Raw genomic sequence first — 15408 nt, 5'->3', positions numbered from 1 at the left:
ATTTTATTAATTTATACCTAATTTTTCTTAGGGAATTCTAAAAAGAGGGGAGAAGGTAATGGCTTTAATAACGAAAGTAAGACGTATCCTGCTCCAGTCAATCCCATCATAAAACTTGTTAGTCTTGCTGTATCCTTTTCTATTACTTTTTCATACAGAAATCTTCCTATAACATTTTGGGTGAGTTTATTAATATTTTCATCCGCTAAATTTGAAATACTTCTAAGAATAGATAGATTTCCGAGATCGCCATGACATAAACAATATTCATTTCCAAAACCTTTTTCTATTGTTGTTTGGATAGCAGCGTTTAAGTCAAGAATTAATTCTTCGCTATTTTTTAATACATCTAAATTTAATTTGTTACTTAGTGCTATACCAGCTGCTCCATTACACCAACTAGGAAATGACATTGTATTAGTTCTTAAATCATACCAATTTCGTTCTTCTGGTTTGTATTGCGCTCTTTCGAAATTCAAAGCGTTCAATGCTTTTTGTTTAAAAGTCTCAATCCCACTAACATTATATAGTTTTAATAAAGCCCATGCGATACCAGAAGCTCCATGTGAAAAACCGCCAATTGGTTTTCTAATTAATGGATTTAACCAACCCGCTTTATTATCCAAATCCATAGAATTATTGATTAGATGTTTGCCACATTTAATAGCTGCTTCGTAGAATGTCTTATCCCCAAAAGCAAGATATAACTCTAAATAAACAATTAATGCTCCTGCAACTCCATCTAAAATATCATAATTCTTATCATTCTCGATTAATGGAATTAGATCTTTAGCGATGAAGAAAGCCTCCTTTTTTAGTTCTTCTTTCATTTCATAATTGTCTTGTAACTCTGAAAGATGTATTAACGTATAGACAATGGACATATCACCCTGAAATGCTGAAATACTTTTATCTGAATCAGTCTTATGCCTATACATATTAACCGCAGACATAATAGCGGAATAGGATAATTGTTTATATTTTAATTCACTTGTAATTTCTCCTAAATAACCAAGAAACAAGGAAACACCACTTAAACCACTATACAGATTCGATTCGAGAGATGAGAAATTCCATTGACTTGCTTTACCTTTCCATTGAAGACCGAGCCATGTAACATCGTTTTCATCTTCGCCATGAAAGGCTTTTTTTTCTAATAAATCTCCAATTTGAATAGCTGCTTTTAAAAGTTCCTCTTTTTCATAAGAAAAATTAGTATTTTCATTTTCCTTAGAAATATTTTCTTTTCTATACATATGGGAGTTAGAACTAATTTGAAGTGAAATTTGAATATAGTCACACTGTTTTATACAGTCTTCGTCACTTAATTGTTCACATCGCTTTTTAACTACAGAAAGAGAATCATTATAAAAGAAATTAGGAATGATTTCATCAAAACTATTCCATAAGTGTCTAGAATTTGTTTTTGTATAGAAAAATGGAATATCGTTTAATAACATATCTTTTTTTTCTGAAGCAATAACGCCTTTTAAATGTGGTACATATTCAACACCACACCATAAACGATCCAATAATCTGTCTCTATCAAGTCCATTTCGATAATAATCTGGATGATAACTTCCTTCTAGTAGAAGAGAATAAACATAGGTCGGTCTTATTACTTTTCTAATTGTGTCATTTTCAAAGATATTAAGGAATTTTTTCAATTCAAATTTATTTTCTTTCATGATGTTATAAGTGGTTACAAAACCTTCAATAAGTTCCTTTTTATAATCCTGGACATTGACTAATTTTCCATTAATTTTAGGAATGTTATTTCCTCCAGAAATTTTTCCTTTTTCCCTTGTTGCTTTCATGGAAACTTTACCTACATCTTTCCACTGCAGAACATCAAATGGAGTTTCTTGACCTTCCATTCCTCCCAAACCGCTAACTTCTGTTCCACCAATGAAAAATGGTATTAACTGTGTTCTAAAGACTGAATTTCGAAACTCCTTCATAGCCTTAGACATTGCTGTTGTTTCATTAACACTATCTGGGATAGTTTGATGTGTAAATAGTGATTCTAAATCAATAAGGAAGGGGTGTTCTCCTGAAGCGATGACATTTTCAAAATGGAAATCTGTAGCTTCAAGTAAATATAAAAGAGCTAAATATCCTCCTTGACGTTTATAAAAATGCTTAACTTCATCTTCAGAAACACATTCAGTGTATTCTATATATTCTTCCCATCCATATTCTTGTTTGTCTAAGATTTTTTGAATTTTAAACTTGAGTTCAATGCCTTTTTCATTAATCCATTCTAAAAGATCTTGAAAATGTTTAGAAATAGAAAGGGATTTCGGTTTATATACAATCTTTTTGTTATTATCTCAGCTTTCGCAGTCCAAAATCTTGTTTAAATGCTTGATGTAAATGGTTTTGGGAAGTACAAAATTATCATTTGACATTTTTTAAAACATAAAGAAAGACACCTATTCTTTTGGTAAAATATTGGTGACGAAACCAAATCCAAAAGAAAGGTGTCACCACTATGATAACGAATAAAGACTACTTTGCGCAATTACCAAAAGAAATTAAACAAGGATTTTCCGAATTAAATATTGGATATCATTTAAGAAAAGCGAATATTACGAAACTTTCCGGGTATTCTTGTCTTACTGTTTTCAAACTGATTTTTCTTTTAGTCTTCCAATATAAGAACTGGTTTCGTGCTTTTATGAGTAAACGATCTCAGGATCTGCCCGGAAAGGATACAGTCTATCGCTTTTTAAATACACCAACCTATCATTGGAGAAAGTTTCTGCTTTCATTAAGCAGTGAAATGATCCGTCTGCTTCAACCATTAACTTCAAAAGATCGTGTCACAGCTTTTGTGATTGATGATTCTGTCTTTTCAAGAAACCGTAGTAAGTCGGTTGAACTGTTGGCTAAGGTTTTTGATCACTCTACCCATCAGTACTTGAAAGGGTTTCAAATGCTTACCCTTGGCTGGACCGATAGTTTTACTTTTATTCCCGTTGATTTTGCTCTTCTAAGTTCACCGAAAAAGGAAAGTCGCCTGCAAGAAATCAATACCAATATTGATAAACGAACATCTGGCTATAAGCGTCGCCAGGAAGCTCTGAAATCAAAACCGGACGTGGCTTCAGCTTTACTTGATCATGCGCTTGAAAAAGGGATTATAGCTGACTATGTTCTCATGGATTCCTGGTTTACACAAGCGCCTTTAATTGAGAAGATTACGAACAAAGGGTTATTTGTCATTGGCATGGTGAAGCAATTAAAGCAGCGATACGTTTACAATGGTGAACGTTTCACACTGAATCAACTTTACAAATTGGCAAAACCTCACATGGGTAAAAAAGACATTCTCGGATCCGTTTATGCTACTTTAGACAATGGAATTCCAGTAAAAATTCTATTTGTACGAAACCGTAATAAACGGAGCGAATGGCTTGCCATTCTCAGCACAGATACAACATTAGAAAATGAAGAGATCATTCGTATTTACGGCATGCGTTGGGACATTGAAGTCTTCTTCAAATGCAATAAATCCCTTTTAAATTTAGAGAAAGAATTCCAGGGACGTTCCTACGACATGTTAATTAGCCATACAACCATTGTTTTTACACGATATATTCTCATTGCTTGGCAAATGCGAAAAGAGGAGGATCCTAAGACGATTGGCAACCTTTTTTACATCCTTTGCGAAGATGTAAAAGACATAGATTTTATTACTGCCCTTCAATCACTTATTGACCTTTTCCAAACTTTGGCGGAAGCCGAGGTTTCTTTGAACATGGACATCTTTAAAAATCAAATGAATAAATGGTTGGCCACTATACCTAATTATATCAAGCAATGCTTAAATATTTCTGTGTGCGAAAGTTGAGTTATAATATTAAACCCATTTTTAATGCATGGGGTAACAAAATAAGCATTCGAGATTTAAAATCCTTGTGTTCCGAATAATAAAGCACTCGGTCATTCACCGATTGCTGCAAATTTGATAGGTTACTTCTAGGATCGATTGATTCCTCCACTTTTGCTGGGGATTTAAATCACTTCTGGGATCTTTCCCATCACTTTGGCTAGGGATTCAATCACTTTTAAGCACTTTCCCATCACTTTGGCTAGGGATTCAATCACTTTTAAACGCCATTCCATTACTTTCCCCTAACATTTTTACGCACCTTTCCATCACTTTGGCGGGTGATTCAATAATCAATCTTTTGTTTCCACTACTCGATCGACTCTCAACTTTTGAACATTAAATAGGTCAATGCCCTTATCTCAAGGATTTATGACTTTTCATCTCGATGATTCCGACTGGGTTCGAACCAGTGACCTCCACCCTGTCAAGGTGTAGTAGTAGGATAAATCATAGTCTAATAGAATGCAAAAAATTTATTTTTATCTTAAACAAAAAATACGCCAACAAACATATTATAAAACCAAAAAATCGACGACAAGCTGCCGTCAAGATTACCTGCAAAACAGAATCATTTATCCCCCTTCAAATTTTAAGGGGGATTTTTATTTTAAGACAATATGATTGGTCTCTATTACCTAAATAAGAAAATAATCTAGAAACCTCTTGGTAGTTTTTTCTTAAAATTCCCTTTTTTCATTTCTATTTACTAAAAATTCCTTTATCTGTCTTATAATGAAACAAAAAGCTTTTCCACTTGATGGAATCCATTTCGTTTCAATCGGAGGCATGGATACAGTGAATGTCAACTATATACCTTCAGAATGGGAAAGGACCAAGAAAGGCATTGGCGATCTGATCGGCCTTGGCGCATGGGGAAAAGGCATGATCGACAACTTAAAAGATATCAGCGATCTTTTGGAAGACGCCCAGTCAGACATAGCCAAATATGACAGCGATGGTGTCATCTCTTTCACCCATACCGATCGCAAAAGCCAATATCAAAGCTTATATGAGGATTTTCTTGTCATGCACCGCTTTAGCGGCCGCATCGGAGATATTGTCGACCGCACCATCGATGAGCCGTTTTATCAAGATATCGATGCTTTTGTCGAAGCGATGCGCGACTTATCGATATCAAAGATCAAGACGAAAAACCACATCGGTGTTAAAGAAATAATCGTCGTTCCAGGAACTTATGGCTCACAGGAGACGATCGAAGTGCCGAAAGCGGAAGTTGGACTGGAAGATCTGTTCAGCGGCAGCAACTACTATGCCAGGCTAATGGAACGGGAATACGCCTCATGGAAAGAACTGAACACCCGCCATGACTTTTCGAAAAAAGAATATATACAGACGACATTGAATTCCCATGCTTTTCAGTATGAATCGATCAAAGAAGGACAGTTGAATAAAGAATTCTGGGGGCAAATAGCGGCGCTCGTCGTGATTGTCGGCGTCTCATTTATTTGTCCGCCGGCAGGGATGGCATTGGGCATGGCCTATGGTACACTGGAATTAAGCTCGGCCGTTTCCGGAAAAGACTGGATTTCAGGGAGGGAACTGGGAACAGGCGAAAGAGTATTCCGCGGTGTCCTCGCCCCATTGGATATCGTCCCTGGCGTCAGCGCGCTTTCGAAATTCAGCAGCACCGCCCGGTTCGCACCTCTTCTAGAAGCCATGGATCCCAAGCTATTTACAAGCTTGAAAGCTGGCTTGCACCAGAAATCACAACGTGCCTGCGACCTGATTGTCCATGCTGAAAAAGACATCGTTGCCCGCATTCGAAATGCGAAAGCATGGGCGAAGGAAATGCCGCAGCATTTGAAAACCGGCGCAGCAAACGGTGCGTTGCAAGTCGGCCGATTCGTAGACAACGCCGCAACAAACTTAAGACACCTCCTGCCAAGCCGGCAAATGGGATTGGCCATAGAAGGGGCTGGGAATGTTAAGGTTCCGGTGGAGAATAAGATTCAAGCTTGGTTAAGTAAGATGGATGGGATAAATGTAGGCGGAGGTAAAGCAGGCAACGATGGCATTGAACTTAGCACTAAGGGTATGGGTAATGCTAGACCGTCTTGGAGACAATCAGAAATTGACATAGGAAAAGAATATCCAGAATATAGTGCTCAAAAATCTTTCAAAAACGGAAAAGAAGTACCTTATGGGACAAAAGGAAGCTCAAGACCAGATTTTTATAGAGAAGGATTTAGTATAGAGGTAAAAAATTATAAAATTACTACCCCAAGTGGTAGAAGCAGATTAGTAAACAATATTTCTACCCAAGTTGAAAAACGATTAAGTGATTTGCCGAGAGGTACTAAACAAACTGTTATTATCGATATACGGGGACAAAACGTATCGGAAGAAATACTAGATGATTTGTATGATAGAATAATGAAAAAAACAAATGGTAAAGTAAATATTAGATTTAAAACTAATGAGTGAGGTGACAGAATTGGCTGTAGGTTTGAAAGTAAAATATTACTGGTATCCAATTGGTCATGGTGATTTTTTACATTCGTTTTTTTCAACAGTAAGCTATCATTTAGAGCCAAATGGTTGGGGAACAAAGTATCCTCTTTTATTAAACAAACTATATAATGGTAAACTTGAGTATAAATATATTAAAGATGTTATTAAAGAAATAGATGAAATTCAAGAAAGTTTGAAAAATTACAGTCCATCACAAGTCGTTTGGGATATCGAAGACCTTTCAAAAACACCTCCATGGGGAGATAATATAAGTGATGAAATTACAGACTTATCTAACTATTTTGTTACAAGTGATGGGGAAGATTTAATAACTATTTTAAAAAAAGCATTAAATAAAGCTTTAAAAATAAAGTCAGACATTGAAATAGAAAGTATTTAAGAAAGTTTAAACTATGATTTTTGAAGGGGCTGTCCAAAAAGTCAGGTAACTGACTTTTTGGAGCCCCTCATTTTTTCACTTTTAAAAAAATGCACAAAAAAATCGTCCTTTCTAGTAAAATGAAGTTGCGACACAACATTACAGAAAGGACGATTTTTTATGAGCAATCAAATGATTACTCCTGAAAATTATAACACACAAATGACACTTCCTCTAGATGGAAAAGAAGAAAAAACTTCTGCCAAAAGAAATTTAGCCCCTACTTTCAAACCATATGACAACCGTCAAGTTCAAATGATTTATGATATTGAATCGCTCATACCCGAACATCACGTGGCACGTGTCGTGGACGAAATGGTGGAGGCGATACCAGATAAACAATTGTTTTCTCATTATAAAGGCGGCGGCAGAAGTTCCTATCATCCCAAAATGATGCTGAAAATCATTCTGTATGCTTATTCTCAAAAGGTTTATTCCTGCCGAGGAATCGAAAAACTCGTTAAAGAAAATATTCCTGCCATGTGGCTTTCAGCGATGCAACAACCAGATTTCCGGACAATCAACGAATTCCGAGGCGGACGGATGAAGGTCCTAATGGATGAGTTATTTGAAGCGATGATTCTGAAGCTGATTGAAGAAAATTACATCACGATGGAAAACTACTTTTTGGATGGTACTAAAATTGAAGCCAATGCCAATAAGTATTCTTTCGTGTGGAAAAAATCAACCTTGAAATTTGAAGCGAAGGTAAGAGAAAAAATTCAAGAAACACTTCAGTACATTCAAGAATTAACCCAATTAGAAGCAGGAACAGCACAAAAAGAGGCGAAAGAAGATCCAGAAATCACGGAACAGAACTTGGAAGCCATCGCTCAAAAATTAGAAGAAAAAGTCGAAATCCTAACAGAGGAAATCGAACAGGAATCTGATACAAAAGTTCGGAAGGAAAAACGAGCAGAACGCAAGAAATGGAAAAAACCTTTAAAACGGATTCGAGAAAATTTTTTACCTCGACTAGCCAAATACAAGGAACAGAATGAAATCTTTGGCGATCGTAACAGCTGAATAGATAAGGGGGAATTTGAATGAGTTTATTTGATGAATGTATTGAAGCACTAGGTGAGAATGTACACGTCTTATCTGATAGTGAGGGAGAGCAAGTACTAAGAGATTTTGAGAATTCTTTTCCATTTACTGAGTGGGGGCGTATTGAATGGGAGAAAGTGACTTATCATGCTAAAATGAATACAGTTGATGAGATCATCTCCTTTTTGAACCAAAACATTGATGAATACAGCAACGTTATATATGTTATTTGGGATGAAAGGACATTACCTATAATTCAATCTGAGTTAAATAAAGTATTTGAAGTTATAGATGATGTTACTGCTGTAAGTTTTGATACATGGATATTTTCACCATCTTCAGGATATGTTATTGAGATATTTCATGACGGTGAAGTAAGAATAGGATTGAAGTAAAATATCATTGAATTAACCCTCAAAAGGGGAATATAAATTCTCTTTTGAGGATTTTCTACTAGTGACGTAGTGCCGAACGAGCTGCTAGTGATACAATTTGTGCATGTAATCTATTCAAGTTCTATATGATAATTTTTAGAGTTATCTTGTACGCACAAAATGTGTATAAAAAAGATGCCCTATTTTACAATTTTCATCAAATATAACCCGCTGAAAAATTATCAGTTACTACCGTTTTTTTCGCCAAAAACCTTACCCTTGTTTTCCCACCATTTTATAAAAATTTTTTTCGTAACTTTTTCTTCGCTACCACCGATTACTATAGCGAGAGGATTACTCCACCTCGATTAACTCCTGGATGTCTAATAAATTTTTGATTAGGAAAATAATCTATAGACTGTTACCCATTTTCCACACTTAACCCTTGTTGCTAAGATAATTAAATGGCAGTCATTATATTTAAAATAGATTCAGGACCAATAATAAATTTAAAACATAAAAATAAAATTCCACTCTGGATTTTCAGACAAATGATGAATCGGGAACTTTTTGAAAGTATTTTGTTTTTTTCATCAAGAGAGTTAAAAATTCTTTTAGCATTTTCTTTGTTTTAATAATACTTCACATGCAAAGTAGATGTTTTTATTTGGTTATGTTAACATTTTCAGCCCCCTTAATTGACGTCTGATAAAATTATTCACACTTTTTCTTTTATAATAAATTGTCTAGACATCCATTACTGCTTCAAAAACATTTTTTCCTGAATCCGTGACAAAACATCTTTACAATGGTCGCAAACCGTTGATACGATAAGGGAAAACGACGTTGACGATTCTTCATCAAGTAGGTGATGTGATGAAAGATTTCCCGATTCGGTTTGTATTGACAGATGAAGCGATTACCCCAAGTGCTGGGCTTGCTCTCGTTGGCTACTTACTCCATCGAACGAAACTGGATAAACGGGTAAACGCACTTCGGCTTCCAACGGTTCGTCGAGAAGTGCACATTTCCCATAGCGATGTCATTCGCTCGATGATTGGCTTGCTTGCCACAGGAAAAACGGATTTCGATCATATCGAAGCGTATCGTCAGGACGATATCTTTTCGGCATCGATGGGGATTCAGCACGTGCCTTCCTCTCCAACCTTGCGACAACGACTCGATCAGCTCGCTTGTCTTCCGATGACCGAAACGATTCTTTGGGAGGAGTCCATACGTCTGTTGATTCAACGACATGCCACTTTGTCCCCTTGTTGGACCAAAGGAAAGACGACATGGCTTCCCCTTGATATAGATGGTTCCCCATTTGACAACTCCGATACGAAAAAAGAAGGAGTCAGTCGAACGTATAAAGGATTTGACGGTTTTACACCGTTGTTTGCGTATGCAGGGAAGGAAGGGTATCTCGTTCATGCCGAGTTGCGTCCAGGGAAACAACATGTGCAAGACAACATGCCCTCGTTTTTAGTCACCGCTATCCGTCGAGCTCGTCAACTGACTTCATCTCGTCTGCTTGTTCGCATGGATGCAGGAAACGATGCAGAAGCGAATGTGCACGTATGCCTAAAGGAAGACGTGGACTTTGTCATCAAGCGAAACTTACGCCGAGAATCGACAGCGCTTTGGTTCCAGATCGCTTCGCAAAAGGGCAAACGTGTCGATGATGGACAAAGCGAAGGAGTACAAACCTATGAGCTATGCCTTCCACAGAAGGCAGCGATCGATGGAAACACGTATACGTACGTTCAAGTCACCCAAGTGACGGAACGGACGATGGAACGCAATGGACAGCTGATGCTCGTTCCTGATTATGAAGTGGAAAGCTATTGGGTGCGGCTCAAAGGATACGAGCATGTTCGAATGAGCGATGTGCTCGCGTTGTATCATGACCATGCGACATGCGAACAGTTTCATAGCGAACTGAAGAGCGACTTAGATTTAGAGCGGCTTCCATCTGGGAAGATGAAAACGAATGCGCTCGTGTTGGTCATGGGAGCCTTCGTTTACAATCTTCTTCGTCTGATTGGACAAGATCTATTAAGCGATCCGAGACATCCGTTGCACCACAAAGTGAAACGCCGCCGCATCAAGACGATTATTCAGACGGTGATCACGATGGCAGGGCGACTCGTCCGTCGATCACGACAGATCTGGATGAAACTGACGCGAAGGAGTGGCTATAGCGAGCCCCTACTGAACGTCTATCAGAAATGGAGAGAGGCAAGATAACGAACGAATGTTCGGGCACTGATGTCCAACGTCACTCCCTGTGCTTTTTTGTCTATTTTTTTGGTTCGTATACCTAAAAAAGAGATTTGTTCCATTTTCGGAAATAGAGATGACATAGGTCATAAGCATAAAAGGGGTTTTATGGATTATCAATCCATCAAAATTACAACAAAATCAAAGTCGATTTCAATTCATCACGGATTCAGGTTTTTTGGTATTGAACCAGATATTGGATTATATTCGTTCCAATTGCCAAAATCATTTCTATAAATAACAAAAGCTTCAAGATAACTGTTTAATAAGTAGACTTCGTTTTCTATAATTTCAATTGTTTCAAATGCCTCTATATTTTCAATTAATCTATTTGCTTTCCTCTCCATTTTTTGTAATTCTTTCATATTAGTAACAGAGGAATTTAATATTTTAGGAGTAGAGTTTTCAAGTTTGTTACCACGTTTACTTGCAATCTCATTTTCCAATACATTCATTAGCTTTTGTACTTTTATTGAAAGTCTATTGATCGAATCTTCGGCAATACCAAATTTTTCTATATTATCATTTAACCAAGCAAGAAAAGTATAGCCATTTGTATTGTATGGAGAATATTTCCGATGATATTCTTTGTGTAATGTTTTATTGAGTAAAATCGCGTTATCAGGGTGGTAAGCAAGCTCAGGATATTTTCTTATACTATACAAATGATGAACCACAACGTTTTTAGTATCGTTAGTAAGTTCGCATTTCCCATCATTATATTTTTTTACTTTTTGCAAATATAAGTTATATTCTTTAGTTTTACGACTAATATTTTCATCAATCTCACAAATTGGACATTGTTTATTTTTTAGAAATTCGTCAGGTTTCATTTCAAAAAAGTGACCAGCTATACACTGATAAACAGCTTTTTCATTCGGATTATTTGGGTATTTTATTAATATGAATTTATAGTTGTGAGAATCTTCTTCAAGAATATGTACTTCTTTACGATGTTCATCTATAGTTTGCATAACCATCCTCCGTTTATATTTTTATATGATATAAAAAACAAATTTTTCACAAATATTTGTTTTATTTTTATTTTATCAAATAATTGGTGAAATATAGAAAATCTTGTAAATAAGTTTATAAAAAAAATCAAATTTTAATAGAAAAGAGAAAATTTGAATTTTACGAACATAATGTATTATAAGTCATTATTTTTGGTCTCTTCACCATTTTCTGTGATTTGTACACAAACCTTGCATCATGTTAACTGCTGAAGAAGAGCCCTTAAGCAATTTGATCAACATTCGTATTCCCTGTACATTCCAAAAATAAACGAAGTCGAAAACGCTTTAGATTCCGATATCCATAAGCCCTCCGTTTTATATGTTTGATTTTATGATTGGTTCCTTCTGTTCGGGCATTCGTGTGTGGAGATAAGAAATATTGGAGTATGGGTGCTTTCCACTTTTCTAATGTGTTGGCCACTTTATAAAAAGATTAGTAAGGACTATTCCGTGCTAATTGAATCCATTCTTCTAAAAGATCATGGGCATCATTGTAATCGGTCAATTTATAGAAATCTCGAAATAGTTCCTTTAAATCGTAAGCACAAGCAAGTTCTGGGTACTCTTCTAAGATTTCTTCCAAGCGTGCTTTCTGATGATCCTGTAGTGATTCATATCCTTTCAACAGGAGGAATCTTGCTTTTTTAGTTTTGCAAATCCTTTTCTAACTTTGTCTAAGGCTTGTGTGACTTTTTGAACAACTTGGTATTGATCAATGACGATCGTCGCTAAAGGAAAGACGGATTGAACGCTTTATGATAAGGCTCCCAAATGTCAAAAACGATGGTTTAAACCGTTTGGGAGGAAAGGACATTCTGATTGAATAGTTGAATGGTGGAATCACAATCTCGGTCTTTATGCATTCCGATGACACAGCCTAATTTCGCCTCTGTCAAAACGGTTTCGTATCGATGACCTTTTCGTACAGACACCTCATCTAAACTTAAAACCAGTTCATCCTTATCTAAAGCTTCATGAATTTGTTTTTGATGAAGGGCAGCTTTTTCTTGAGCGACCGAGTAGTACATTCTCTCTAAGGTCGAATACGGAATCTTTTGTTTTCGACTTACATCTTGTATAGTTGTATCCTGACATAATTCAAACAAGTATTCACGATACCTATTCGTTTGGTGTTTATTAGGTTGAATCGACTCATAAGGCTCCGAGAATACCGATTAACAATTTTGGCATTGATATCGTTTGACCAGCACAATAAACACACAGAATGATTGAGAATAGGAAGAACTTTCAATATAATGGAAATATCAATGAAAAAATCAGTTTTGATTTCTAGGAGCCGTGCAATATAAGTAATTATAAACACCTTGAATGAGTGTTCGACACTCTTTCAAGGTCAGCTTGTCAACAAAGTCTACAAGCTGAGTGGAGAAAAACAACTCGTTTTTCTCCACTGGCTTCATTTTAAGGACTTATCGGACATCCCCGGGTGATGAGTACGCCGCGCAAAATCAACAAACCGAAATTTATCGAGCCGATGTCTCGATTCGGTATACTGAAACAAGCTCGCATCTTCTAAGTAGACAAAATTTTTCACCACTACTACATGCTCGTAGCCGTTTAAATCCATATATTTTTGATCCTCAGCTGTCACTCGGTCGACAAACATTTCTTTTTTCGCAAAGCTAATGCGAAGCTTTAATTCATTTTCGATATATTCATAAATCGAATTTTCACAAATGCCGCGCGTCAATGTTGGAACGAATTTTTGGCAAAGAAAGTCCTTGTCTAAAATAATTTTCTCTTCTTCTATTTCCCTAGCACGAATCACTTTCCAAACTTTTTCCTTATTTTCGGTTTCCAATTGTCTTTTAATATATTCATCAGGCTCGATCAATTCCAGTTCATGTACGATCGTTCTTGCCGGCTTGTTCATTTTTTGAGCCAATTCTTTAAAGCTGACAAGTCCAGAGACAGGAAAATCATATTTTCCTACATCTAACACAATCGAACCTTTTCCTTTTATTTTTTGAATATAGCCATGCTCTGATAAAAGATTGAGCGCTTTGCGAATCGTCTCACGCGATGTTTGATACCGCTGGGACAATTCATTTTCAGAAGGCAGCTTTTCGTTCGGCTGAAAAATGCCTTTGCGAATATGAAGCAAAAGGTCGTTGTAAATCGCCATAAATTTATTTTCCTTCATAGTCATCACCGAATTGTATAGTATCATTTTGTTAAATGATACACAATCGCTTCATATGGACGCAACATGATTTCTTGTACATGTTCAGAAGAGTCATTATAGTTGGAAAGCAGGATACGGCTTCTATATCCGTTTATATCAAGCTCATTCGGCAAAACAAATTCTGTTTGGTCGCCAAAAAAGTTGGCCACTACTAGAAGCTTTTCACCATCTCCATTGCGCACATAAGCAAAAATTTGCGGATGATCCTCTAACAATAGCTGATAGTTTCCTGTTGTAATAATGTCATAGTTCTTTCGCAATTCAATCAAACGTTTGTAATGGTAAAAAATCGATGTTGGATCCTCTAATGCTTTTTTCACATTAATCTCTTTAAAATTCGGCGCGACATGAATCCAAGGAGTCCCAGTTGTGAATCCGGCATGCGGACTGTCGTCCCATTGCATAGGTGTCCGTGAATTATCGCGCGATTTACATTTTAAAATTTCAAGCACCTCTGCTTCTGTTTTTCCTTGCTCAAGCAAGATTTTATACATATTTAATGTTTCCACATCACGGTATTCTTCAATTCGCTCAAACTTCGGGTTGGTCATGCCAATTTCTTCACCTTGGTAAATATATGGTGTTCCTTGCATCATATGAATAACTGTTGCCAGCATCTTCGCCGATTCTTTATGATATGCTCCATCATTGCCATAGCGCGACACAATTCTCGGTTGGTCATGGTTGCACCAGAAAAGCGCATTCCAGCCTCCGCCTTTATTCATCTCCACTTGCCAAGTAGATAAAATTCGTTTTAGAGCCAGAAAATCGAATGGAGCTGCCACCCATTTTTCACCATTTGGGTAGTCTACCTTTAAATGGTGGAAGTTAAACGTCATATTCAATTCGTTCCGTGCTGGATTAGTATATTGAATGCAATGGTCAATGGTGGTCGATGACATCTCACCGACTGTCATAATATCATATTTAGAAAATACTTCCCTATTCATTTCCTGCAAAAACTCATGGATGCGCGGACCGTCTGTATAAAATCGGCGGCCGTCACCCAATGGCAGGGATTCGTCATCATCGAGAAAACGTTGATCTTTCGAAATCAAATTAATGACATCTAAGCGAAAGCCATCAATTCCCTTTTGAAACCAAAAATGCATCATTTCATAAATCGTTTTGCGCAGTTCTTCATTTTCCCAATTTAAGTCGGCCTGAGTTACATCAAACAAGTGCAGATAATATTGTCCCGTTTGCTCATCATACTCCCAAGCCGATCCGCCAAATTTGGATTTCCAGTTTGTTGGGGCACTGCCGTCTGGTTTGGCATCCTTCCAAATATAAAAATGGCGGTAGCGGTTTTCTTTTGACGAACGTGCCTGCTGAAACCACTCATGATCGGTCGAGGTATGGTTTACGACCATGTCCATTATCACTTTGATACCGCGCTGATGGGCTTCAGCAAGCAAACGCTCGAAATCCTCCATTGTTCCATAATCTTGATGAATGCTAAAATAATCACTAATATCATAGCCGTTATCTCGCTGCGGCGAAGCATAAATAGGCGTCAGCCAAATGACGTCAATCCCTAATGTCTTTAAATAGTCTAATTTCTCGATAATCCCTTGCAAATCTCCTATTCCATTTCCCGTCGTGTCTTTAAAGCTTTTCGGATAAATTTGATAAACAACGGCTTTTTTCCACCATGGCTGCTTCAATGAATA

At 36.8% G+C, this 15408-nt stretch carries 10 protein-coding genes and 1 pseudogene; 6 read left to right on the top strand and 5 right to left on the bottom strand.

What is annotated here, in order from left to right; genetic code table 11:
* Positions 1-17 precede the first annotated feature (17 nt).
* A complete protein-coding gene (locus NST97_RS18600; protein WP_341343596.1) occupies positions 18-2318 on the bottom strand; it encodes a type 2 lanthipeptide synthetase LanM family protein in 2301 nt (766 codons plus the stop codon).
* A 176-nt stretch (positions 2319-2494) separates the two neighbouring features.
* Here NST97_RS18600 and NST97_RS18595 point away from each other — a divergent pair, with 176 nt between their 5' ends.
* From NST97_RS18595 to NST97_RS18570, 6 genes are all read left to right on the top strand, one after another.
* The gene (locus tag NST97_RS18595) at positions 2495-3856 is read left to right on the top strand and encodes an IS4 family transposase (protein ID WP_341343243.1); all 1362 of its coding nucleotides are present in this window, start codon (positions 2495-2497) and stop codon (positions 3854-3856) included.
* Between the two features lie 828 nt (positions 3857-4684).
* Positions 4685-6343 carry a hypothetical protein gene (locus tag NST97_RS18590; protein WP_339199304.1) on the top strand — a complete coding sequence of 553 codons (1659 nt, stop codon included), beginning with the start codon at positions 4685-4687 and terminating at the stop codon, positions 6341-6343.
* Positions 6344-6353: 10 nt separating this feature from the next.
* On the top strand, positions 6354-6770 hold the full coding sequence (locus tag NST97_RS18585) for an immunity 70 family protein (RefSeq protein ID WP_181556890.1): 417 nt from the start codon (positions 6354-6356) through the stop codon (positions 6768-6770).
* A 159-nt stretch (positions 6771-6929) separates the two neighbouring features.
* Positions 6930-7835: a transposase gene (locus tag NST97_RS18580; protein ID WP_341343592.1), complete on the top strand. Its 906-nt coding sequence runs from the start codon at positions 6930-6932 to the stop codon at positions 7833-7835.
* Between the two features lie 20 nt (positions 7836-7855).
* Entirely contained in the window at positions 7856-8251 is a 396-nt protein-coding gene (locus tag NST97_RS18575; RefSeq protein WP_063386457.1) for a CDI toxin immunity protein, read from the top strand.
* 855 nt (positions 8252-9106) lie between these two features.
* A complete protein-coding gene (locus NST97_RS18570) occupies positions 9107-10480 on the top strand; it encodes an IS1380-like element ISGsp2 family transposase (RefSeq protein ID WP_327847978.1) in 1374 nt (457 codons plus the stop codon).
* Positions 10481-10674: 194 nt separating this feature from the next.
* On the opposite strand, the gene NST97_RS18565 is transcribed toward NST97_RS18570, so the two are convergent.
* The 4 genes and pseudogenes from NST97_RS18565 to treC all read right to left on the bottom strand — a co-directional run bounded on the left by NST97_RS18565 (position 10675) and on the right by treC (position 15402).
* Positions 10675-11487 carry a hypothetical protein gene (locus NST97_RS18565; RefSeq protein ID WP_341343591.1) on the bottom strand — a complete coding sequence of 271 codons (813 nt, stop codon included), beginning with the start codon at positions 11485-11487 and terminating at the stop codon, positions 10675-10677.
* Between the two features lie 262 nt (positions 11488-11749).
* A pseudogene (locus NST97_RS19405) lies at positions 11750-12772 on the bottom strand (ISL3 family transposase); the annotation flags it as partial.
* Between the two features lie 174 nt (positions 12773-12946).
* A complete protein-coding gene (gene treR, locus NST97_RS18550; RefSeq protein WP_063386458.1) occupies positions 12947-13693 on the bottom strand; it encodes a trehalose operon repressor in 747 nt (248 codons plus the stop codon).
* A gap of 23 nt (positions 13694-13716) precedes the next feature.
* A complete protein-coding gene (gene treC / locus NST97_RS18545; RefSeq protein WP_339194799.1) occupies positions 13717-15402 on the bottom strand; it encodes an alpha,alpha-phosphotrehalase in 1686 nt (561 codons plus the stop codon).
* Positions 15403-15408 lie beyond the last annotated feature (6 nt).

The sequence above is a fragment of the Aeribacillus sp. FSL K6-1305 genome (genome assembly GCF_038050115.1).
In the GTDB taxonomy this organism is placed as follows: domain Bacteria; phylum Bacillota; class Bacilli; order Bacillales; family Aeribacillaceae; genus Aeribacillus; species Aeribacillus composti.
Note: the sequence above shows the minus strand (reverse complement) of the source record. Positions and strands in the feature narration are given on the sequence as shown.